Source organism: Idiomarina ramblicola, from assembly GCF_003987255.1.
GTDB lineage: Bacteria > Pseudomonadota > Gammaproteobacteria > Enterobacterales > Alteromonadaceae > Idiomarina > Idiomarina ramblicola.
This window is the reverse complement of sequence record NZ_PIQC01000006.1, coordinates 65,314-87,638: the sequence shown is the minus strand read 5'-3', so window position 1 is coordinate 87,638 and position 22,325 is coordinate 65,314. Positions and strand designations below refer to the sequence as shown.

Sequence of the window (22,325 nt, the reverse complement as noted above, 5' to 3'; positions counted from 1 at the left end):
TGCCTATTAGATTTGCTTGAACTATCTAATAGTTCTGAAGACAATTCATAACTAAACCGAAGCGTCTGCTCGGTGCCAATTTCTGAACTTGAATCAGTTTGGCCACAACGACCGCTCTGTGCGTGAAGCAGACGCTGAGATAATTATTCTAGGATGACTGTTTTCACAGCGAAGAAGAATTTCACTGCTACTAGTTTTGCAACTATCAGTCGCCTAATAAACCATCAACGATTTGAGAATCTATACAAGCCATCACCTTCATTAGCAATTGAGATAAAGCTTGCACATCAGATTGAGAAACCTCGTTGGAATCACCATCTTTTGTCCTCCCGGCTCGGTGAACAATGTCATGTCGAGTGATTATTGCTTTGGCAAGGCTGTCACTCAATTCATGAGGAATACTGATTAATAAGACCGAGGAAAAGAAGTCCTTGATTGTCTTCACACTGTGGAAGGATAAATTATCAATGCAATCGATAATTAACTGATCAAGCTGCTCCATTCTGAAGTAGATCTCTGTTATCTCCAATTTCTTTTGACTTTTAGCAAAAGGATCGAATTTCTCAACAAATCTTCTCTTGATGGATTCTTTGTTCAGAACTTGTCGTTTTACGATATCTGACAAATAGGCTTCAAGTATGGTGACTAGTCCGCTATATGAGATGCGTTGTAAAACTCTGTTAGCTTCATCCAACCTACTGAGTTGAGTGATCTCATTAATTTCTACTTTCGCTCTTTCATAGAACTTAGTTTGGCCAGCTTGATACTCTGCCAGATCATCAAAATCCTCAACCCAACCGCTATCAATCAGGCCTGATATATCCAGCTCGCAAACGACATCTGATTCTACTACATGAAGAATCGCCCATGCGTAACTAAAAGATGACTTACAAGGAAAATGATAAGCTCCAGCAGAGTAATTCGGATACTCATCGTAATTAGAACACATAAACTTCAGAAGATTTTGTTCTGCTGCTGTTAAATTTTCAGTTTCATGTGATTTGTTTTGAGTAGATTTGTGTTCAGATATGGAAATGGCTCTAGCGACTGGAATAAGCTTTAACCAACTATCGATAGAACAGTTCAGTAGTCCGTCGATGTAACATAAATAATTATCATGGTGCTCTCTAAAGTCTGTATCACTCAATAGTTCTTTCATTTCCTTGATCCATAAGAGCTTGACCTCATCCATTTCTGTCTCAACTGCTAACCTGTTAACTCCCTGAAGCTCCAACCTTCGCCTAAGGGTCGCGGTATCTATACGATAGCCAATGAAAGAATCTTCAGGTGTTTCTCTGACCCGATCGGTGTCGTTGAAGAGCCACTTATGATAGGTATTTTGCCATTCCTCAATAGAGTACTCTCCCAGATCAACGCCTGCCCACGTAGACATAACACTAGATTCCTATTCTTTAATACTTGTCTTAGTTTCCAAGAGTACTGGTATCCTTTTAATCCTTCAATTGACTGTTGAAAGTGTTGGCGAAGTCCGATACTGCCGGATCGCTAATCGGGCAGTCATGACCGACCGGATATTGTCTGAAGCTGACGCCCTCATCCGTGCGAGCCAATGACTGGAACTCGCTCATAACAGACTAGCTGTTTACTGCAATTAACGGAGATTCGAATTTATCATAAATGGTGGACTATAGAACGCACCTGCATTAGCAACGACACCTCAGTTGTATTAGCTCAAACTCTATCTGACACTAAATTGCCATTCTTAAACCCTATTCGAGCAATTGATTGTCGAAATTGACGAAGTGAGGCAACATGAATTTACTTAATCTCATCACATGTTCGAGTGAGTGACCATGGATCTGCAAACTAGACTAGTGTTTATCGATACAAGTACTTACGAAAACAAAAACTATCAATTTGGGCAATACGCTCTTGGCCGACTTCAAGAGCTTGTAGAGGAAAAGAAAATCCACCTGTTGATTACTGACGTTACAAGAAAGGAGATAGATTCACACCTTAAACGCAAGTCTGAAGAGTCGGCTGCCAAAATAAAGAAGACTCAAAAAGACGCAATGTTCCTGAGAAACACTCCCGAACTTGATTGTCATGGCATTTTCACCTCAGTCAAAAGCAAAGACATTTATGATGTTATCAGTAAAAAATTCGATGAGTTCGTTGAAAACGGCTATGTTGAAACAATTGATGTAAGTACAGTTAACCCCCAAGTGGTCTTTGATGCCTATTTCAATAACTACCCTCCCTTCGACAAGGAATCTAAGAAGCATCAATTCCCTGATGCTTTTACACTAGAAGCCATTAAAAAAATAAGCTTGTATAGAGGATACTCTGTCTACATCGTCAGTTCAGATGGTGATATGAAGTCATTCAGTGAAAAAGAAGACAACTTCATTTATCTTGAAAGTGTAGATGATTTAATTGATATGATTCTTCGTAGCGACAAAGCATACGAAGAACCCGCAAAATTTTCGGATGAAGTATTCGATGGACTCTTAGAACAAATCATATCTCATGCCCAGCAGTCGTTAGAAAATGGAGAATTCAACTATGAGGAGGCAGATCCTTTCGATGAGATTATCAAATCTATAGAAATTAACTCGGTGCGTGTTGAGAAAAAAAGCTTACAGAATGTTGATGCTGAGTGGGCTGAATACGAAGTTGAATTTGAGGTAGTAGTTACAGCACACTACCACGTTGCGGACTACGACCGATCACCTTGGGATCCTGAAGAGAAAGAATATGTATTCATCTTAAGTAATGAATCAATAGTAAAGCACAAGGAAGTATACACTGCCCACTTAACTCTTGCCTATGATGATGGTTTAAAATCAAACGCCCATATTGAAGAGTTGTACTTCCCAGCCACTTACTTTGAATTGACTAATGATGATTCGGAAGTGTTATTTTTCCAAGAGCTGGATATTTACGGTGAATAATATGAAACTATATGTAATTGGTAACGGCTTCGATATTCATTATGGTCTCGACACAAGGTATACGTCTTTTGGCCTTTATCTGAAAAATAACTATAGGAACACGTACGACCTCCTCGTTGATTATCATGGCTTTTGCGACCTCGACCCTAACAATTCAGCATCAATGTCTGACCCTCTCTGGTCAGATTTTGAAACAAGTCTATCATTGCTCGATACCGATAATGTTCTAGAGGCAAACATGGATGCTATGCCAAACTATGCTTCAGATAGCTTTCGAGATAGAGACCGCTATACACTTCAGATAGAAATGGAGCGGATACTGGGCTTTCTCACCACTGAACTTTATAAAGCATTCAAAGAATTCATTCTATCGGTACAAATTCCTGAATTTGACCAAAGTAAAGCTATGAATCTTGATAGAGATGCGATTTATCTCTCGTTTAACTACACAAATACGCTTGCTCAATACTACGACATCCCTGACGAAAACGTTCTATTCATTCACAAGAAAGCTGACCCGGATGTTGATGAGTTGATTCTTGGACATGGTATTGATCCTGATAACTTTAACGAAGAACCTGTTAAACCGCCGGCAGGTTTAAGTGATGAAGATTTAGAACGCTGGATGGAATATCAATCCGATCAATATGACTACTCATATGAGCGTGGCAAAGAAACTATCAACCAATACTTTTCAGCAACATTTAAAGGAACCGAGAAAATAATAAAAGATAACGAAAATTTTTTTACACAACTCGATGAAATCGATGAAGTGTATATCCTAGGCCACTCGTTAGCTGAAGTAGATCTACCCTACTTCAAAAAGTTAACCCAATCAGTCAAGCCTAATGCTAAATGGGTGGCAACTTTCTATAATCCTGATGATGAGGAAGGGCATCGTAATAAGCTAAAAGGAATTGGTATAAGCGACGTTTCAGTCATCAGTATGGGTCAACTCTGAGCAATATGGTCCGCCAGAGAAGAAGCTAATTGCGAACTAAATATTTTATCTGTAGCGAAGATTGAATGATAAGACTGCTGTGATACTAGGCAAAAGTTCTTTAAAAAAATGGTGGCCCCACTTGGATTTGAACCAAGGATCTCTCGATTATGAGTCGATTGCATTAACCGCTATGCTATGGGGCCGATAACTTGTACTTTCGTAATCTCTAAAATATTTTTGGTAACCTTACCACAAGCCAATCCCTTATTCACTCAATCACTCACGACATTTCGTAAGTTTTACCCCTATACTCGTGCTTTAACCACTGAGCTAAGGGGCCATTCTTGATTGGAAGCTGTGAAGCGGCGCAGATTATACGAACTTTTTAAGCTTTTGTCATGGGTATCAGCACGTTAAATCGCGAAGTTTTCTCGACTTTTTCATAACTAATATCGCCATTCTGATTATGCAGGGTATCCCGCACAACTTTGAGTCCTATGCCGTATTGCGTCGGTGCCAGTTCATCGGCGTGGAACAGTAAATGTTTGTTTTTACTTTCTATACCCGAACTTTCGTCGCTAACGGCAATTTTTACAAAGTTATCTTCCACCATTGCCTGCAGCATAATTTCGGAATTAGCTGGCACAAAGCTCATGATATGACGTATTAAATAATCCATTGCAAAACGTATGAGCAAGGGCTCTGCTTCAAACTTAAGGCCTTTCTCGGCTATAGCCGTTAAGGTTATGTCTTTAGCGTTTCCATGCTTTTCATGATAGTCAGACAAGTCCTGCAGAAAGTCTTCTGCATCTATCGATGTCACCCGGCTATTGCCTACGTCGTCAGTGATTCTCTCAAATGAACTAAACAATTCGGTCAACTGAGATACTTTTTCTTTAATGTCTTCTGCGTTTGCTTGTGGCAATTTACGCTTTATATCTTCCAGCTCAGCTAAAGCTAGCGCAGTCATGGAGCGAGCTATACGGCCAATTAACGTCTTTTGGTTGGCCATAATCACTTTATTCATTTGCTGGCTCAGTTCCCGTTCTTTAGATTGAATCTGCTGACGAGCTTGGTACAACAATAGTAATAATGGTTGTATTTCAGGAATTTCAGTTGTCACCGAAACAGCCTGAGAACTATCTTCTGCTTGATTAACGATACGATCACGCTCTGAGTGCCAGTTTCGGTTAAACACCGACTCACGTACAATCAACACGCCGCCAATGATAGCCAGCAAGACAAACAACACGCTCACAATAATGGTAAAGTTTGGAGGTACCAGCGGTACACTTTTGTTGAGCCAAATACCCAGATTATAGTGATTTGTCTCCGGGCACGCCGCAACCACTGTCACAGCCTGGCCATTTGACTGAACCGAAACAACCTCTCGCTGCTGCTCTAATGAGCGCTGAACCGCCGAACGGACAATTGACACATCGTCGTTGCTCACACCCATTTCGTTGCTACTATGGCTGCCTGAAGGGAAAGTGAAGCCCATAAAACCTTGAGCGGTATGCCAGAAGCCACCTTTTGTCCCATCATTATTTTTTATTGCGTCGCTGAGTGCCTGGTGCATTAAGTCCGGATTTGCAACTTGTTGCTGCGGCGACTCTGAGGAGGGAAAAAGGGAATTAACCGCAAGCTGGGCATCTTTACATGCATGGCTCATAGCGGTTTGGTTGCGTTCCAGAGTTTCGCTTGCGGAAAACCAGAATGCCACTAACAAACCGCCGACTGCTACTGCAATTAGAGCAATAGCCAACCAGCGGTTATGTTTTGTGTGGGAGGAGAGAGACTGCACTTACCTCATTCTCATTTTGCTAAGGTAGTTTATAAAAGTCGCGGGCATTTTGATAAAACACTTTATCAACCGCTTCTTCGTTCTCATCCAGAGCCTGCACTACTGTTGCTATATCTGAAGGCTCAAACGAGCGATTACTGCGCGTACCCGGTAAATCGGTTCCAAACATCAACGCATCAGGATTGGTTTCGTTCAGTGTCTTGATAGCGTCTGCAACGTTCACTTCCGTGCGGCCAAAGCCACTGGCTTTAATTTTAACACCGCCTTCCGCTAAACGCCGAACCTGCGACAGTCCTGACTTTGCCATACCTAAATGATCGACGCTAAGTTTTGGCAGTTTAAGCAGGGTGGGAACCATGTCGTCCAGTTCACGGCTATCGACGTAAATTTCCAGGTGCCAGCCGGCTAAATCCCAGATACGCTTACCAAACTCAACGATACCTTCGATATCCCGATGAACACCGCGTTTTAAGTTCACACGCACACCGCGAATACCATGTTCATTCAACTGCTGAATTTTTTCGTCACTTACCGAGCCCGGTAACTGTGTAACACCCACAAAATTATTACCGAGATTTTCCAGCGCCGCTTTCAAATAGCGTTGTTCAAAACCCTGGAATGAACCTGAAACAATAACACCACCTTCGACAGGTAAGCCACGTACCAGGTTACGGTAATCATCGATGTAGAAAGGCTCAGGGATATGACCTTGGTTTTCAATTAGCGGAAACTCGTCATCATAAATGTGCAAATGAGAGTCAATAATACGCTTCGGCCAATTGTCACGGTTGTAACCCATGGTGCCTCCTGTTTCAGAGAATATCTTACTCATCCAAGAACGACTTCAGCTGTTCAGAGCGGCTTGGATGGCGAAGTTTTCTTAATGCTTTGGCTTCAATTTGACGAATTCGTTCACGCGTTACATCAAACTGCTTGCCGACTTCTTCTAAAGTATGGTCGGTATTCATATCAATACCAAAGCGCATACGCAATACTTTTGCTTCACGAGCCGTTAGTCCACCCAGAACATCGCGAACGGAATTTCGCAAGCTTTCAGACGTTGCCGAATCAATCGGTAAGTCCAGGGTGTTATCTTCAATAAAGTCGCCTAGGTGTGAATCTTCATCATCACCAATTGGCGTTTCCATTGAAATAGGCTCTTTCGCTATTTTCAATACTTTACGAATTTTATCTTCCGGCATCATCATGCGCTCTGCCAGTTCTTCCGGCAGCGGTTCGCGACCCATTTCCTGCAACATCTGGCGCGATATACGGTTCAGCTTGTTGATGGTCTCAATCATGTGAACCGGAATACGAATAGTACGCGCCTGGTCTGCAATTGAGCGAGTAATGGCCTGACGGATCCACCAGGTTGCATAAGTTGAGAACTTATAACCACGGCGATATTCGAATTTATCAACAGCCTTCATCAAGCCAATGTTACCTTCCTGAATTAAGTCCAGGAACTGTAAACCACGGTTGGTGTATTTTTTAGCAATTGAGATAACCAAACGCAGGTTGGCTTCAACCATTTCTTTTTTCGCACGGCGGGCCTTTGCCTCACCAATCGACATACGGCGGTTAATGTCTTTTACTTTGCCGATGGTCAAGCCAGTTTCTTTTTCTACATCAACCAGCTTGTTGACGCAGCGTTCAATCTCGCCACGAATTTCTTTCAATGAGTCAGAGTAGCTTTCGCCTGCATTAATTTTCTCATCAACCCACGCCATATTGTTTTCATGGCTGGCGAAGGCTTTCATAAAGCTGCGTTTAGGCATTTCGCCCTGCTCAACGCTGAGCTTCATAATAATGCGTTCCTGAACGCGCACACGCTGCATCATGGCGCGCATGTCTTTAACCAAACGGTCAAACTGTTTAGGAACTAAGCGGAACTGTTTAAATAGATCACTAAGCTTATCGATTTCGACGCGGGCGTCGGCACCATCGCGGCCGTGCTTAGCAATTGCCTGACGAGTTACTTCGTATTGTTCACGGAGCGCATTAAATTTGCTGCGCGCAAATTCCGGATCAATACCTGTATCGGTTTCTTCGTCATCATCGTCGTCATCGTCGTCTTCATCTTCCAGCTCTTCAGTTGGTAACTCAGAGCCAACGTGAGTAGCAGCCACCGGGGCTTCGTCTACTTCGTCAGGGTCGATGAACCCAGATATGATATCGGTTAAACGCAGTTCTTCGGCTTCGTAGGAGTCCCATTGCTCAAGCAAGAAGTTGATGGCTTCAGGGTATTCAGCAACAGAGCACTGAACCTGATTAATGCCTTCTTCAATGCGTTTGGCAATATCGATTTCGCCTTCACGGGTCAGTAGCTCAACCGTACCCATTTCGCGCATGTACATACGCACTGGGTCAGTCGTACGACCAATTTCACCATCAACAGAGGCTAGCGCCTGAGCGGCCTCTTCAGCGGCATCTTCATCAGCAGCACTTTCTGCCATCATCAAATCATCGGCATCAGGAGCGCTTTCAAAAACGCGAATCCCCATGTCGTTGATCATGCGAATAATGTCTTCAACCTGATCGGAATCAACAATTTCTTGCGGTAAATGGTCATTGACTTCAGCAAATGTCAAAAACCCTTGTTCTTTGCCTTTCGCAATAAGGACCTTAAGTTGCGATTGCCGATTCTGCTGCATACAGACGTTCCACCTGTGACTGTGAATGTAGAGTATCCAAAATGACCAAACAGTATAACAGAATACTGACTTTTAAGCTAGCGTAAGGCGCATGGGGATGTACTATCTTGCCTTACTCAAGTATTGAATGAGCGTCTGATATTCTTGACGTTCGACTCGGGTTAAAGCCCCTTCCTGCTCTTTCTTTAAAAGCGCATTCGCGCGTTGCTCAAAGTATTGGTCAATAAGATAAATAAATATATCGTTAAATTCCTGCTCAACGTTTTCTTCGTCGAGCTGATGTTGCCATAGCGCCAGTTTTTGCAAAGGCTGGTAATACTCAGTATCGCGCCAACCTTCTAATACCTGTGCTGTGGTCATTTGTCGTTCTGCGCACTGTTTATGTAAGGCGATAAGTAAATCCATGCCGTTAACCCGCAGCGCCCGCAGTTCTTCATTGACCGGTATGGACTGCGCCAACTGAGGATACTGCAGTAACAGAGCAATGGCTTTTCTTAGCGGCGTCATTTTGACGCTTTCTTTAGGCCGTGACTGCCGCTGTGGTTTGTCAAAATGACGTTCCAACTGCGATGTCTCGCGACGAAGCTTCTCTGCCAGTCTCTGCATTAAGGTGTCGCGATAGTAGTCACTCGCCACTTTTTCAATCAACGGTTTCGCGATATTCAGTAATTGCGACCGTCCGGCGTCAGAAGTAACATCAATATCCGTCTGCAAATGCTCGAAGAAATACTCAGTGAATGGCGTTGCCTTCTTCAATTGACGTTCAAAAGCTTCAGCACCGTGCTCGCTGACCACGGAGTCCGGGTCTTCCCCTTCCGGTAAAAACAGAAACGCCATATCCAACCCGTCGCGCAATAACGGTAAGGCATTTTCTAACGCTCTCCAGGCAGCATCCCGGCCTGCCCTGTCGCCATCATAGCAACAAACAATCCGGGCACTTGTACGGAACAGACGCTGCAATTGTTCACTAGTAGTAGCGGTTCCCAGCGAAGCAACGGCATAATGAATACCCGCTTGCGACAAAGCCACAACGTCCATATAGCCTTCAACAATACAAACTTGTTCGGGTTTGCGCACCGCTTGTTGCATGTGCCAGTAACCGTAAAGCTCGCTGCCTTTATGAAATAAACGGGTTTCCGGAGAGTTTAGATATTTCGGTCCGTCGCCATCAATAATGCGACCGCCAAAACCAACAACCCGCCCGCGCCGGTCGTGAATAGGAAACATCACCCGGTCACGGAAAAAGTCGTAGTGCCGCCCTTTCTCATTACGATTAATAAGCTTCAATTCCAGCAATTGCTGGCGTTGCTGGGCTGAGCCACCAAACGTACTAAGCAAGCTATCCCAGGCGTCGGGCGCATAGCCAATTTGAAAACGTTTTACCGTTTCACCGCTTAAGCCCCGGCCTTTTAAATAATCGATAACCCGCTTTGAGTTTTCATGATGTTTTAACTGATGCTGGAAAAAACGAGCCGTTTTATTCATTAGCTCGGCGTCGTCTTGCACCTGCTGTTGTTTCTTTTGTGCCAGCTCTGGGTTTTCCGGCTGCTCACGCGGAACCTCAACGCCCATAATACCGGCAAGTTCTTCTACGGCATCGGGAAAGTTCAGGCCATCAAACTCCATCAGAAAGTCTACGGCATTGCCATGCTGTCCACAGCCAAAGCAATGATAAAACTGCTTGTCCTGACTTACTGTAAATGAAGGTGTCTTTTCATTATGGAACGGACAGCACGCCTGATGGTTCTTACCGGCCTTTTTCAACGGAACACGGCTATCAACTATCTCAACGATGTCTGCTCGTTCAAGCAAATCATGAATAAAGCTTTTGGGGATCAAGCCTGCCATATTGTCTCAATACCGGAGTTGCGAAAACAGAAACTAGCAGAAACACGAAAGCCGCGACAATAGAGTCACGGCTTTCAGCACTTTACGGAAAAGTGAACACTCAAATTGTCGTAAACAGGGTCTTAGTAAAGACGAGTACGACGAGCGTTATCACGAGCCAGTTTCTTGGCGTGACGTTTTACCGCAGCGGCTTTCTTGCGCTTACGCTCTGAAGTCGGCTTTTCATAGTGCTCGCGACGACGAACTTCAGACAGAACACCTGCTTTTTCACAAGAGCGCTTAAAGCGACGCAAAGCTACGTCAAACGGCTCGTTTTCTTTCACTTTAACGACTGGCATTAAAAAATCACCTCGGATAAATTATCTGTTTCGGTTAAAAATTAACCACTACGGGTTCAATTGGTGCTGAATTGTACCGACTCAGATTCGCCTTGTAAAGTGTTATCCGACGCTTCCCATCCAGGGTCATTATCACTAAGCAATTCGCGGACTGGCGTAGACTCCAGTAACAAATTACTGACTAAATCCTGCAAATTAGTTGGTTTTTCTTTATAAGACAGCCCGAATTGCCATAGCTGAGGGCCGACCGATTTTGTACTTCTCGTTAAAAGCTCATTAAAAACAATGGTGCCACTACCGGTTTTAATTTTTACTTCGGCCGGCAATTCTCTATTGGCGTGGGTATCAACAGGCAAGGTGCCTCGGTAATTAAAAGCGATGCCCTTATCAGAAATATCGACTACCTTTCCTGATAATGGGTCACCGAGTGTATCTTTCAATTGAAACTGCAGTTTTGCTTCACAGTTCACTGATATTCTTGGTGACGATCGCAATACCTGGACATCAGCTTCTCTGGGGTAGCTGACAAATAACAGTTTTTGCGGATACTGGGTAATATGCAAAATATCGACCACACCCGTTACCTGTTCTCCAGCAGGAGATACCGTCTTCAGACCGACCGATTTTTCCGCAACCAAAAGTGGCAAGGTATCTTGCCAACAATATTGTCTGGAAAGCTCTAAAATCAGATAGTCTGGATATTGTAGCCCCACCAGCGTCATATTTAAGCGCTTGTAGCCGTCATTCTGTTTAATTTGGACTTCGACAGACTGCCTGAATCCACTGTTTGCTAAAACATCACTGTTTTCCCGCATCAGTGCTAACCCCTGCTTTATTATTTTTATGAAACTTATCATAGCTTAAATTTGCTAATTTTTAAGCTGTAGGCCAATTAATTTTCATTGATGTCAATTGACGTCGTTTTATAAGTAACCAGTAAGCGCCTACGCTAAACCTGTTGTTTGCTGCTCGTCATCGTTAGACTGGATTTGAGCTTAACAGTAAGGAAATGATTTTGGCTGAAGCACATCCGGACACAACTTTCCCTTACCCAATACCTGCACGTTATCAGTGCATTAAGCTGTTGGGGCATGGGGGTAGTGGTCTGGTTTATAAAGCCTACGACCAACGTTTAAAACGTGATGTCGCTATTAAATTTGCACGTTCACCTTCTATTGTCAGCCGTCACCGGCTGGTGAACGAAGCCCGCTTATTATCCAGTGTTGATCACCCTGCACTTTGCCGGGTTTTCGATGTTGGTGAGCCTGAAATTCCTTCATCATCGCTGTTTATGGTGCTTGAATACATTGAAGGTAAACCTCTCAGCAAACTGCAAAAGCTCATGTCAGTGTATGACGCGGTGAAAATCGTTCACTCTCTGGCGGAAGGCGTTTGTCGTATGCATGCAGCTGGCTATGCACATAATGACATTAATCCACATAACATTATGCTGCGCTCTTCGGCGACAAGTAAGCATCCCTCCAATAAAGAGCCAGTTTTGGTTGATCTCAGCATTGCGGCACCAAGTTCACCAGCTAGCATCCAACGAGATGTTTACCAGCTAAGTTCTCTGCTGCTCTCATTGTTAACCGAAATGAAGCCAGAGCAGTTCTTTAATCAGCCGATGACACATCGGAACAGGCTTCCGTCCGAGTTAAGCCGAATTATTAAGAAAGCGCTTTCGCTGGAGCCAAACTCACGCTCCCGCAGTTGCGATGCTCTGCAGCAAGAACTCGGTCGCTGGCTTCATCGCTATCAGTTTAGGCAGCGCGTTATTAAACTGGGAGCAGCCAATGCCGTTATTGCTGTCATTGCCGTTCTCATGTTTATTTTTTTACGAGAGCCAACCACTGAACACGTTTTAGACGGTTATTCAACTGAGCAGAATCACTACGCGCACGCCCTGGTCTTCGCCCATTACTTTCAACATTTGGCTAGCGACGGTCAAACTCAAAAGGCAGCCGAACAAGCTGAGCTTGCGCTGAATCATTTTGATGACTCGGTTTCTGACAGACCAGACAAACTGCAATACCACATGGAACGCGCAGACTTTATTCTTAATTTGGACCGCGTGTTTAGTAACGCTCAAGTCACCACTATATTACTCAATGCCATTAACGAGTTTGGGGAGCCGGAAAATTATGACGATGTTTCAACAGCCCATTACTTATTAGCAAAAATGTATTTAGGGCTCGCCCGGCTGAATAAGGAACAGTCGCATTTGGTCGAAAGGTGGAGGGACTCTGCTGTACGTTCGGTGAACGCAGCGATCAAGCATCAGCCTGATGTTGACCGCTACCAGGAATTACAAAATGAGATACGCCAATATCAATCCAGAGGCGGTACGGATTGATCTCTTAGCCGATAAAACTCTTGTACGAATTCATCAAATGTTCCCGCATCTAAGGCATCACGCATGTCACTCATCACTTTTTGATAAAAACGTAAGTTATGAATGGTGTTCAGGCGCGAACCCAGCATCTCGTTAGTGCGGTCCAGATGATGCAGATACGCGCGAGAATAGTTTTTACAAGTGTAGCAGTCACAGTTTTCATCTAACGGCGACGTATCGGTACGATGAACAGCATTACGAATTTTTACCACGCCCGAGCTAATAAACAAGTGGCCGTTACGGGCATTACGGGTGGGCATAACGCAGTCAAACATATCAATACCACGACGCACCGCTTCCACTAAATCTTCCGGTTTACCCACACCCATCAAATACCGAGGTTTTTGCTCAGGCATTTGTGGCGCCGTGTGCTCCAGAATGCGCATCATGTCTTCTTTCGGTTCGCCGACCGACAAGCCGCCAATAGCGTAACCGTCAAACTCGATATCGGTCAGACCTTTCAGAGAAATATCGCGCAGCTCTTCGTACATGCCACCCTGAATAATACCAAATAGCGCCGCTTTGTTGTCGCCGTGCTCTTGCTTTGAGCGTTCAGCCCAGCGCAGCGACAGTTCCATTGAACTGCGTGCCTCAGCCTGAGTAGCCGGAAATGGCGTGCATTCGTCAAATATCATGACAATGTCGGAACCCAGTTCACGCTGAACCTGCATGGATTTTTCAGGCGTCAACAGAATTTTCTCACCATTGATAGGTGAACGGAAAGTCACGCCTTCTTCGGTGATTTTACGAAGTTCACCCAGACTGAACACCTGAAAGCCGCCAGAATCGGTCAGAATAGGCTTGTCCCAGTTCATAAAATCATGCAAGTCACCATGCTGCTGGATAATTTGCGTACCCGGGCGCAGCATTAAGTGAAAAGTATTGCCCAGGCAGATTTGCGCGCCGGTGTCTTTTACCTCTTCTGGTGTCATACCCTTTACAGTACCCAGAGTACCTACCGGCATAAACGCTGGCGTTTCTACGGTTCCACGTTCAAAGGCCATGCGCCCACGGCGCGCGCGACCACTGGTTTTATCTAATTCAAATTTCATTGTCATAAGTGTTCACTTCAGTGTATTAAATTTAGCGCTGTAACAGCATGGCGTCGCCGTAGCTAAAGAATCGATAGCGCTCTTTAATGGCTTCATTATAAGCCTTCATAATCAAATCACGACCCGCAAATGCCGAAACCAGCATAATGAGCGTGGACTCAGGTAAATGAAAATTGGTTATCAGACTGTCGACCACTTTAAATTCATAACCCGGAAAGATAAAAATATCGGTGTCTTCGAAAAACGGTTCGATGTCTTCTGTGGCTGAAGCCTGAGCGGCTGATTCCAGCGAACGAACCGAGGTTGTACCTACAGCAATAACCCGGCCACCCGAGGCTTTGGTCTGCTTAATGGCATGACAGGTTTCAGCACTGACTTTGGCGTATTCGCTGTGCATAACGTGGTCGTTAATGTCTTCCACACGCACCGGCTGGAAGGTTCCGGCGCCTACGTGCAGGGTAACATAGGCAAAGTTCACGCCTTTATCGCGCAACTGTTGCAGTATGTCGTCGTCAAAGTGCAGACCCGCGGTAGGAGCAGCAACGGCCCCCGGTTCGCGGTTATAAACGGTTTGGTAGCGTTCTTTGTCAGAGCTTTCATCCGGACGATCAATGTACGGTGGCAATGGCATATGCCCGTATTGCTCAAGCAGCTCGAGTACCGTTTCATCGTGTTCAAATTTTAATTCAAAGAGTGCATCGTGCCGCGCCAGCATAGTGATTTTCACATGACCTTCCAGCAACAACTCTGCCCCGGCTTTCGGCGCGCGGTTGGCTCGAACATGGGCTAGCACGCGATGGTCGTCCAGCAAGCGTTCCACTAAAACCTCGACTTTACCGCCGGAAACTTTTTCACCCAACAAGCGGGCAGGAATAACCCGGGTGTCGTTAAATACCAACAAATCACCGGCATTTAGCTCATCAACGATGTTTTTGAAGTGCTTATGCTCAACACTGTTTTCACTCGACTTAACCGAGAGTAAACGGCTTGCACTGCGCTGCTCCTGCGGGTAGCGGGCAATGAGCTCGTCGGGTAGCTCAAATGAAAAGTCACTGACTTTTAAAGAAGAATGATTGGTATCTGACATATCCGTGCTGCACTTACGAGATGTAATGAAGCGCGGATTTTACTGGAAAGTAGGCAGCCTGTCACTGTTACAGGCTGCCTGTTTATCGCAAGCTTACTCGACGCCGAAAATGGCTTTTAAAATGTAGAAGAAAGCAATCGACATAATGGCCCCTGCAGGCAATGTCACCACCCACGAAATAACGATGTTGCGAACAACACCAAGATTCAGAGCAGCTATACCGCGCGCCATGCCAACACCCAATACCGCACCGACCAGCGTTTGAGTGGTTGATATCGGTAACCCGGTACCGGACGCCAGAACTACGGTTGACGCAGCGGCAAGTTCCGCCGCAAAACCACGGCTTGGGGTTAAGTGCGTAATACCATTACCAATGGTTGCAATAACACGTTTACCCAGCATAGCCAGACCCGCCACGATACCTACGGCGCCTAAAGGCAGAACCCACCAGGCTAATGTCGCTTTACTGCCGATATCACCACCACTGGTAACCACACTCACTACAGCGGCCAATGGCCCGATAGCGTTAGCAACGTCGTTAGAACCATGAGCAAAAGCCATAGCACAGGCAGTGACCACCATCAGCACCGCAAAGACTTTTTCCACGTTGGTGTAATGCATGTCTTTGTCGTCTGACGGGTTAAACTTAAGACGCCCGATTGCCATTTTACCAATAGCAAAAACCAGTACCGCGATACCCAGCGCCCACAGATAACCTTCAATGCTGCCAAGATCCAGGCCAACGTGCTTAAGGCCTTTTTTAATCGTGACCAGCGACAGTACGAAACCAGCTAGCCCCATATAGTAAGGCACATAGCGCTTAGCCATTGCTAACGGATTCGATCGGTCAAAAATGAGCTTCTGTGCACTCATAAATATGAGATAGGCAATAAACCCGGATATGGCGGGGGTGACAACCCAGCTTCCAACGACACCTCCAACTTTCATCCACTGAACTGATTCCATGCTGACGCCGACAGCAGAGAAACCAACAATGGCACCAATAATGGAATGAGTCGTCGATACCGGCCAGCCAAGGTAAGAGGCTATCAGCAACCAAAAGCCTGCGGCTAAAAGAGCTGATATCATACCAAACACGAGCAATTCCGGCTGATCGACAAAGTATCCAGAGTCGATAATACCTTTACGGATGGTTGAGGTAACTTCCCCGCCGGCCAGGTAAGCGCCGGCAAACTCAAAAATCATCGCGATGAGAATCGCCTGTTTTATTGTCAGTGCCTTGGAGCCAACCGACGTACCCATGGCATTTGCCACGTCATTTGCGCCAATGCCCCAGGCCATGAAGAAACCAAAAACCGCTGCCATCCCGATAAGCAGGAGGCTGTAACTAGAAATAATATCCATAAATCAGACTCCGCTTAGACGCGCGCTAGCATCAGTTCGAAACGTGCACCGACTCGCTCGGCCAGGTCAGCTAAGTCGCCAACCCAGTCCAAAATACGGTATAAGAACATCGCGTCCACAGGGTTCATATCAAGCTCAATTTTGCGTAGATCCTGACGTAGCTTAATTTGAAGCTGATCGGTATCCGCTTCAATTGCGTCGAGCTCAGCAATGAAATTGTCAACCAGATCGCGTTCGCGCCCTTTAAAACCGGTTTCCAGCAAGTCGTCAAACTCACCAATGGTTTCGCGAGCCTTGTCAGTGGCATCCAGACAGCGACTTAAATAGGTGTCAAAGTCTTTTACCAAGGATTCAGGAATGGTTAATTCGCGACCGGTAACCAGACCGGAGATGTCTTTGGCTTTATTCGCAATTTTATCCTGCTGGGAAACGAGCTCAAGCAAGTCAGCTCGCTCTACCGGCATAAATAAGCCACCCGGAAGGTTCAGACGGATTTTGCGTTTCATTCCATCCGCGTTTGATTCGTGCTTCACGATGGTTGCGCGAGCGACTTCTGCGCTCTTCCAGTCCTTTGAATAAACCGCTTTAAAGAAATCTTTCAGCGCATAAGCGCAGCGGTGCACTTCGTCCATGTGGTCAATCATCGGTTTAATTGGGGACTTAGCAAAAACCCCAAGAAATGAGTTCACTGACATAACATTATCCGATTTTTTTCAGCCGATGTTAGCTGCCGCGAATGTTAGCGAAATCTAAAGACAAAGGGAACCGTAAGATTTGATTAATTATTCATGAATTGAACGCTCGTTCTATCTCAATTCTTTGCGTATCAACTTGAGCTTCTACTTGTCTTAGTAACTGATGCGCATTGTCCATTTCGGTGACCAGTCGCTCTAACTGATTTGAAAACCCGTCCACTTTCTCAGTTTGTTGCTCTGCTAACCTGAATGATGTTTTTGCTTCTTCTGTCGAAGCTTGAGCTTGCGCGGAAACTTCATTGGACGTCTCCACTAAGCGTTCAACAAATTGCTGCTGAGAGGTACTTGCCTGAGCAATTTCCCGATAACCACTCTCGATAGACAACGACGCCTCAGTCAACTGATTTAAAGAGTCGTTGATACCTCCCAGTGAGGATTGTGTTTTTTGGGCTAACTGCCTGACTTCATCAGCGACAACCGCAAAGCCCCGACCTTGTTCCCCAGCTCTCGCCGCTTCAATTGCTGCGTTCAACGCCAGCAAATTCGTCTGGTCGGCAATACTTGAAATAATGGACAGCGCATCTTTCACTTCTTTAACGGAAAGGTCGAGTTCCACAGCGGAACGTTTTGCTGTTTCGATTGCTTTTTCATTCCGCTCTGAAGCGTCTCTGAGCTTAAGAATATGCTGACGGCTTAATTTCATTGAGTCTTGCGTATCTAACGCATTTTTTTCCAGCGTATTGGTGCATTGATTTAGTTCTTCGGTTAACTCACTTAGCTCGGCAATGCCATTGATCGTTGTCGACGCTGACGCCTGCGTATTAGCAGATGATTGAACAATTTGCTGTAACTCTTGTATGACACGTTTTAATGCTTCATTGACGACCGTCATTTGTTGAGACTTTTCCTCATCGCGACGCTGGGTCTGCTCCAGTATGCCGTTAAAAAATTGGGCAATCTCAGCCATCTCAGTATCGCGGTCAGCATTGGGTAAATAATTCAGTTCCTGCCTGACGAGCAAGATTTCCATGGCGTCACGCAAGCTTCTTAACGGTGTCAGAACCATGCGTTTTAATAACACAAAATTAAGCACCGAAAATATCAATAGCGCGGCAACCAATGCCATAAGAATCCACTTAATCTGCACCAAGTTAGCCTGCTGGTTCTGTAAAAGAGCCTGCTCGACTTCTACCGCTAAGGACTGAATATTAGCAATGTCGTCTGATATTGAAGCAAAAGCCTCACGGCGTGACTCAATGAGTTTTAACGTTGAAGACAGCTCTTGCGGGTAACGCTTAATCAGACTGTTCATTTCCGAGATGATCTTTGGACCCAGTTCTTTTGCCTCTCTTGCTACCAGCATCATTGACTGATCGGGCAACTCTTCTTTTACGCCCAGTTCAGGTAACTGCTGCAGTCGCTCTACTTCCTTTTGCATGGCATTAAGCACTTGGTTGAGAGCCTGTTCTTCAACTTCTCCACTGAACAGCCGTTCCCTCGTGTGGACCAAGTGGGCAATTAATAACACTAAGTCGCTGCCGATACTCTGATAACTCTCCGCTGTAGAGGGACGGTTGCCACTGCCTTTTTGCACATAATCGAACAGCCGAGACAATTCATTAAACAGCGACCTCTCAGCATTTACCAACAACGCCACTTCCTGACCAGACAGTTTTCCTATCGCCCGATAGTCATTAGAAATTCGGCTACGAATAACATTCAGCTGTTCTTGCATCACCTCGGTAGATACTAAGTTTAATGCATTAAGTTCATCATTCACTTCGTTGACGGAGGTTTCAGCCTGGTTCAGCAAAAGCGCATTACCTGACTGCAGGTAACCGCTGAGCTCAGTGACCACTTCAACCATTAACTTTTCTTTTATGGATGAATAGACAGTCTGTTGCCGTTCAAAATGCTGTAACTGATTATTTGCCCAGGCGAGCACAAACAAAAACAGCAGCGACAAACCCAGCAAGGAAAAGGAAGAGACACGACTAAATGTTGAAACCCGCATAAATCAGTCCAGTTGAGAATACTGCGACAGTTTAAGACGGTTTTATGACAGCTTAATGAAAAAAGCCGCGGCATAAGCCACGGCTTTGTCGTTAACAACTAAGAGGTTTTAGAAAGAGTAAACTAGCGTTACCGCAGTTTCTGTATCCAGCTTCTCCAGGCTCTCATCGGCCACATGCGAGTTGTGATTTGCGCCAATTGAGAACTTCATTGCCAGTGAACTGTTAATATTCGCAGAAACCGAAAGCTCCGCTTTACTCTTTGTGTTGTCTTCTCCAATTTCAGATGACAACAACGCGTTAAAGCGTGAGTTTTCGCTAATTTTCCAGTTCAGTCCGCCCGCTAGACGCAAAATCATGGAGCCATCTGATTCAACCGGCGGTTCGCCTTCAACCTGTACTGGCTTCGTTCTGGAATAACCAGGACCAATTTCGTAGTCGGCATAAATGTCTTCATCGTAGCGATAACGGGCACCATAACCGGTTGCTACCGTTGCCTGGTACTCAAAACCACTAAACTCGTCTTCTTCATAGGAACCGAACACAAACAGCGAATCGCGACTGTCGGGATCGAACTTATAGTTACTCTGAGCCGATATGAACATGCGATCTGCGGTTTCGACACTTTCTCCGGTTTCCTGGTCTTCCTGTTCAGCGGTGTAATAATCAAAAACACCTTTATGGCGCCAGTTTTGAATATCCCGCGACGCGTTAAACTTGCCCTTCAGGCTTTCTGTCTCGGTATTACCAGAGGTGTAAAGCAAGCCAAATTCAGCACTGGCTTCCCACTCTTCAACCGTTTCTGTATCAATGTCGTCAGCATCGTCAAACATAAATGTTTGTGCACTCGCTGCAACAGGTAAAAACAAACTAGCGAATAATAAAGAAAATCGCACACTAACCTCGTTATTTGTGTCTTTTATAAAGTACCGCGTTACTTAATAATGGCGTCCAACTCACCGTTTTCATAGCGCTGAAACATTGATTCTAAGTTAATCGGCTTAATTTTACTGGCCATACCGGCACAACCAAAAGCTTCGTAGCGCGCACGGCAAATATCTTCCATAGCGGTTGTTGCTGCTGTAAAGAATTTGCGCGGATCAAAGTTTGACGGGTTTTCCGCCAAATGACGACGAATAGCACCGGTTGAAGCCAGACGTAAATCGGTATCGATATTAACTTTACGCACACCGTGCTTAATACCTTCCTGAATTTGCTCAACTGGCACCCCATAAGTTTCTGGGATCTCGCCACCAAATTCGTTAATAATCTTCAGCCACTCTTGCGGTACGGATGATGAACCATGCATAACCAAGTGTGTACCCGGAATGCGACGGTGAATCTCTTTAATGCGATCAATGGCTAAAATATCACCTGTTGGTGGGCGAGTAAATTTGTAAGCACCGTGCGATGTGCCACACGCAATAGCTAACGCATCAACATTGGTCGCTTTAACAAATTCAGCCGCTTCTTCAGGGTCGGTCAGCAGTTGTTCATGCGACAATTTACCTTCAGCGCCAACACCGTCTTCTTCGCCTGCTTCACCCGTTTCCAATGAACCCAGACAACCCAGCTCACCTTCAACAGAAACACCACACGCGTGCGCCATTTCGACAGTTTGTTTGGTCACTTTTACATTGTAGTCATACTCAGCAGGTGTTTTACCGTCTTCCAGCAAAGAACCGTCCATCATAACTGAGCTAAAGCCCAATTGAATTGAACGCTGACATACTGCCGGAGAAGTACCATGATCTTGATGCACAACGACAGGAATATGTGGCCATTCTTCAACGGCCGCCTGAATTAAGTGGCGCAAGAAAGGAGCACCAGCGTATTTGCGAGCGCCGGCTGAAGCCTGCACAATAACCGGACTGTCGGTTGCGTCAGCTGCCTGCATAATTGCACGCATCTGTTCAAGGTTGTTGACGTTAAACGCCGGTACACCGTAGTCATGCTCTGCAGCATGATCGAGTAACTGTCGTAATGACACCAAGGCCATAAAAAATACTCCTTAATTAAAAACTTGTGTTCAGGCGTCTTTAGCCCGTTCTTGTAAAATTGCAACGGCTGGTAATGTCTTACCTTCCAGGAATTCCAGGAACGCTCCGCCACCTGTTGAAATATAACTTATCTTATCAGCGATACCGTATTGGTCAATTGCAGCCAGGGTGTCACCACCTCCGGCAATTGAAAACGCGTCACTTTGTGCAATCGCATTGGCTATGGTTTTTGTGCCCTGACCAAACTGCTCAAATTCAAACACTCCCACCGGACCGTTCCAGACAATAGTGCCTGCGTTTTTCAGCATTGCTGCCAGTTGCTCTGACGTTTTAACACCAATATCGAAAATCATGTCGTCATCTGCAACGGTGTTAACGGCTTTGGTTTCCGCTTTAGCTTCTGCGCTGAATTCTTTACCTGTTACCACGTCCACCGGTAAAGGAATATCGCCACCTTTGGCTTTCGCCTGCGCCATTAAACGGTTGGCTTCGTCAGTTAAGTCGGCTTCATACAAAGACTTACCTACATTATGGCCAGCAGCTGCAATAAAGGTATTCGCAATACCGCCGCCCACGATTAACTGATCGACTACACCAGACAGTGACTCTAATACGGTAAGCTTAGTCGAAACTTTTGAACCACCAACAATAGCCACTAACGGACGCTTAGGGTTTTCCAGTGCTTTACCTAATGCTTCCAGCTCACCGGCCAGCAAAGGTCCCGCGCAGGCAACCGGCGCGTACTTAGCCACACCATGAGTGGACGCCTGAGCACGATGCGCGGTGCCAAACGCGTCCATCACATAAACATCACACAAGCTGGCTAATTTTTTAGCAAGCTCGTCATTGTTCTTCTTTTCACCAACATTAAAACGAACGTTTTCAAAAACTACCAGTTCTCCGGCACTGACTTCAACACCATCCAGGTAGTCTTTACAAAGGCGGACAGGGCAATCCAGTGCTTCTTTTAGGTAATCCACAACCGGTTGCATAGAGAATTGCTCGTCGTATTCACCTTCGGTTGGGCGCCCCAGGTGCGACATCACCATCACTTTAGCGCCAGCTTCCAACGCTTGCTGAATACTTGGCATTGCTGCTTTTAAACGCGCATCGGAAGTGACTTTGCCGTTTTTTACCGGGACGTTTAAATCTTCCCGTATGAGTACGCGTTTGTTGTTTAAATCCAAATCGGTCATAGCAATGACAGACATGCGGTATCC

The 22,325-nt window shown here is 45.4% G+C and carries 18 protein-coding genes and 1 tRNA gene; 3 read left to right on the top strand and 16 right to left on the bottom strand.

Translation table 11 applies throughout. The features are described from left to right. Nucleotides 1-205: 205 nt before the first annotated feature. A complete protein-coding gene (locus tag CWI78_RS09000) occupies nt 206-1,393 on the bottom strand; it encodes a HEPN/Toprim-associated domain-containing protein (protein ID WP_126782339.1) in 1,188 nt (395 codons plus the stop codon). A gap of 421 nt (nt 1,394-1,814) precedes the next feature. Here CWI78_RS09000 and CWI78_RS08995 point away from each other — a divergent pair, with 421 nt between their 5' ends. Both CWI78_RS08995 and CWI78_RS08990 read left to right on the top strand, forming a co-directional pair. Further along, complete coding sequence (locus CWI78_RS08995) at nt 1,815-2,915, top strand: PIN domain-containing protein (RefSeq protein ID WP_126782337.1); 1,101 nt, start codon at nt 1,815-1,817, stop codon at nt 2,913-2,915. Between the two features lies 1 nt (nt 2,916). Further along, the gene (locus CWI78_RS08990; RefSeq protein ID WP_126782335.1) at nt 2,917-3,876 is read left to right on the top strand and encodes a bacteriophage abortive infection AbiH family protein; all 960 of its coding nucleotides are present in this window, start codon (nt 2,917-2,919) and stop codon (nt 3,874-3,876) included. A 109-nt stretch (nt 3,877-3,985) separates the two neighbouring features. Here the strand turns inward: CWI78_RS08990 and CWI78_RS08985 are convergent. The 7 genes from CWI78_RS08985 to CWI78_RS08955 form a co-directional block, all read right to left on the bottom strand. Then, nucleotides 3,986-4,061: transfer RNA gene (locus tag CWI78_RS08985), tRNA-Ile, on the bottom strand. A gap of 182 nt (nt 4,062-4,243) precedes the next feature. Next, nucleotides 4,244-5,662 (bottom strand): GHKL domain-containing protein, encoded by a 1,419-nt coding sequence (locus CWI78_RS08980; RefSeq protein ID WP_126782333.1) that lies wholly within the window; start codon nt 5,660-5,662, stop codon nt 4,244-4,246. A 19-nt stretch (nt 5,663-5,681) separates the two neighbouring features. Further along, nucleotides 5,682-6,461, bottom strand: a complete 780-nt coding sequence (locus tag CWI78_RS08975; protein ID WP_126782331.1) for an amidohydrolase family protein — start codon at nt 6,459-6,461, stop codon at nt 5,682-5,684. Between the two features lie 25 nt (nt 6,462-6,486). Continuing rightward, nucleotides 6,487-8,316, bottom strand: a complete 1,830-nt coding sequence (rpoD, locus tag CWI78_RS08970) for an RNA polymerase sigma factor RpoD (RefSeq protein ID WP_126782330.1) — start codon at nt 8,314-8,316, stop codon at nt 6,487-6,489. Nucleotides 8,317-8,418: 102 nt separating this feature from the next. Then, nucleotides 8,419-10,164 carry a DNA primase gene (gene dnaG / locus CWI78_RS08965; protein ID WP_126782328.1) on the bottom strand — a complete coding sequence of 582 codons (1,746 nt, stop codon included), beginning with the start codon at nt 10,162-10,164 and terminating at the stop codon, nt 8,419-8,421. Between the two features lie 122 nt (nt 10,165-10,286). Beyond that, nucleotides 10,287-10,502: a 30S ribosomal protein S21 gene (rpsU, locus tag CWI78_RS08960; RefSeq protein WP_126782326.1), complete on the bottom strand. Its 216-nt coding sequence runs from the start codon at nt 10,500-10,502 to the stop codon at nt 10,287-10,289. 56 nt (nt 10,503-10,558) lie between these two features. Beyond that, a complete protein-coding gene (locus tag CWI78_RS08955; RefSeq protein ID WP_244213104.1) occupies nt 10,559-11,359 on the bottom strand; it encodes a PilZ domain-containing protein in 801 nt (266 codons plus the stop codon). A 158-nt stretch (nt 11,360-11,517) separates the two neighbouring features. On the opposite strand from CWI78_RS08955, the gene CWI78_RS08950 reads away from it, so the two are divergent. Further along, complete coding sequence (locus CWI78_RS08950) at nt 11,518-12,855, top strand: serine/threonine protein kinase (RefSeq protein ID WP_126782324.1); 1,338 nt, start codon at nt 11,518-11,520, stop codon at nt 12,853-12,855. On the opposite strand, the gene tgt is transcribed toward CWI78_RS08950, so the two are convergent. The 8 genes from tgt to CWI78_RS08910 all read right to left on the bottom strand — a co-directional run bounded on the left by tgt (nt 12,831) and on the right by CWI78_RS08910 (nt 22,316). Further along, a complete protein-coding gene (gene tgt, locus CWI78_RS08945) occupies nt 12,831-13,946 on the bottom strand; it encodes a tRNA guanosine(34) transglycosylase Tgt (protein ID WP_126782595.1) in 1,116 nt (371 codons plus the stop codon). The genes CWI78_RS08950 and tgt overlap by 25 nt on opposite strands. A gap of 31 nt (nt 13,947-13,977) precedes the next feature. Next, nucleotides 13,978-15,033, bottom strand: a complete 1,056-nt coding sequence (queA, locus tag CWI78_RS08940; RefSeq protein WP_126782322.1) for a tRNA preQ1(34) S-adenosylmethionine ribosyltransferase-isomerase QueA — start codon at nt 15,031-15,033, stop codon at nt 13,978-13,980. Nucleotides 15,034-15,126: 93 nt separating this feature from the next. Beyond that, nucleotides 15,127-16,398: an inorganic phosphate transporter gene (locus tag CWI78_RS08935; protein WP_126782320.1), complete on the bottom strand. Its 1,272-nt coding sequence runs from the start codon at nt 16,396-16,398 to the stop codon at nt 15,127-15,129. A gap of 14 nt (nt 16,399-16,412) precedes the next feature. Next, nucleotides 16,413-17,093 (bottom strand): TIGR00153 family protein, encoded by a 681-nt coding sequence (locus tag CWI78_RS08930; protein ID WP_126782318.1) that lies wholly within the window; start codon nt 17,091-17,093, stop codon nt 16,413-16,415. Nucleotides 17,094-17,184: 91 nt separating this feature from the next. Next, a complete protein-coding gene (locus CWI78_RS08925; RefSeq protein WP_126782316.1) occupies nt 17,185-19,107 on the bottom strand; it encodes a methyl-accepting chemotaxis protein in 1,923 nt (640 codons plus the stop codon). A gap of 108 nt (nt 19,108-19,215) precedes the next feature. After that, nucleotides 19,216-20,001, bottom strand: a complete 786-nt coding sequence (locus tag CWI78_RS08920) for a DUF481 domain-containing protein (RefSeq protein WP_126782314.1) — start codon at nt 19,999-20,001, stop codon at nt 19,216-19,218. A gap of 38 nt (nt 20,002-20,039) precedes the next feature. After that, nucleotides 20,040-21,104 (bottom strand): class II fructose-bisphosphate aldolase, encoded by a 1,065-nt coding sequence (gene fba / locus CWI78_RS08915; RefSeq protein ID WP_126782312.1) that lies wholly within the window; start codon nt 21,102-21,104, stop codon nt 20,040-20,042. A 30-nt stretch (nt 21,105-21,134) separates the two neighbouring features. Beyond that, nucleotides 21,135-22,316 (bottom strand): phosphoglycerate kinase, encoded by a 1,182-nt coding sequence (locus CWI78_RS08910; protein ID WP_126782310.1) that lies wholly within the window; start codon nt 22,314-22,316, stop codon nt 21,135-21,137. Nucleotides 22,317-22,325: the final 9 nt, after the last annotated feature.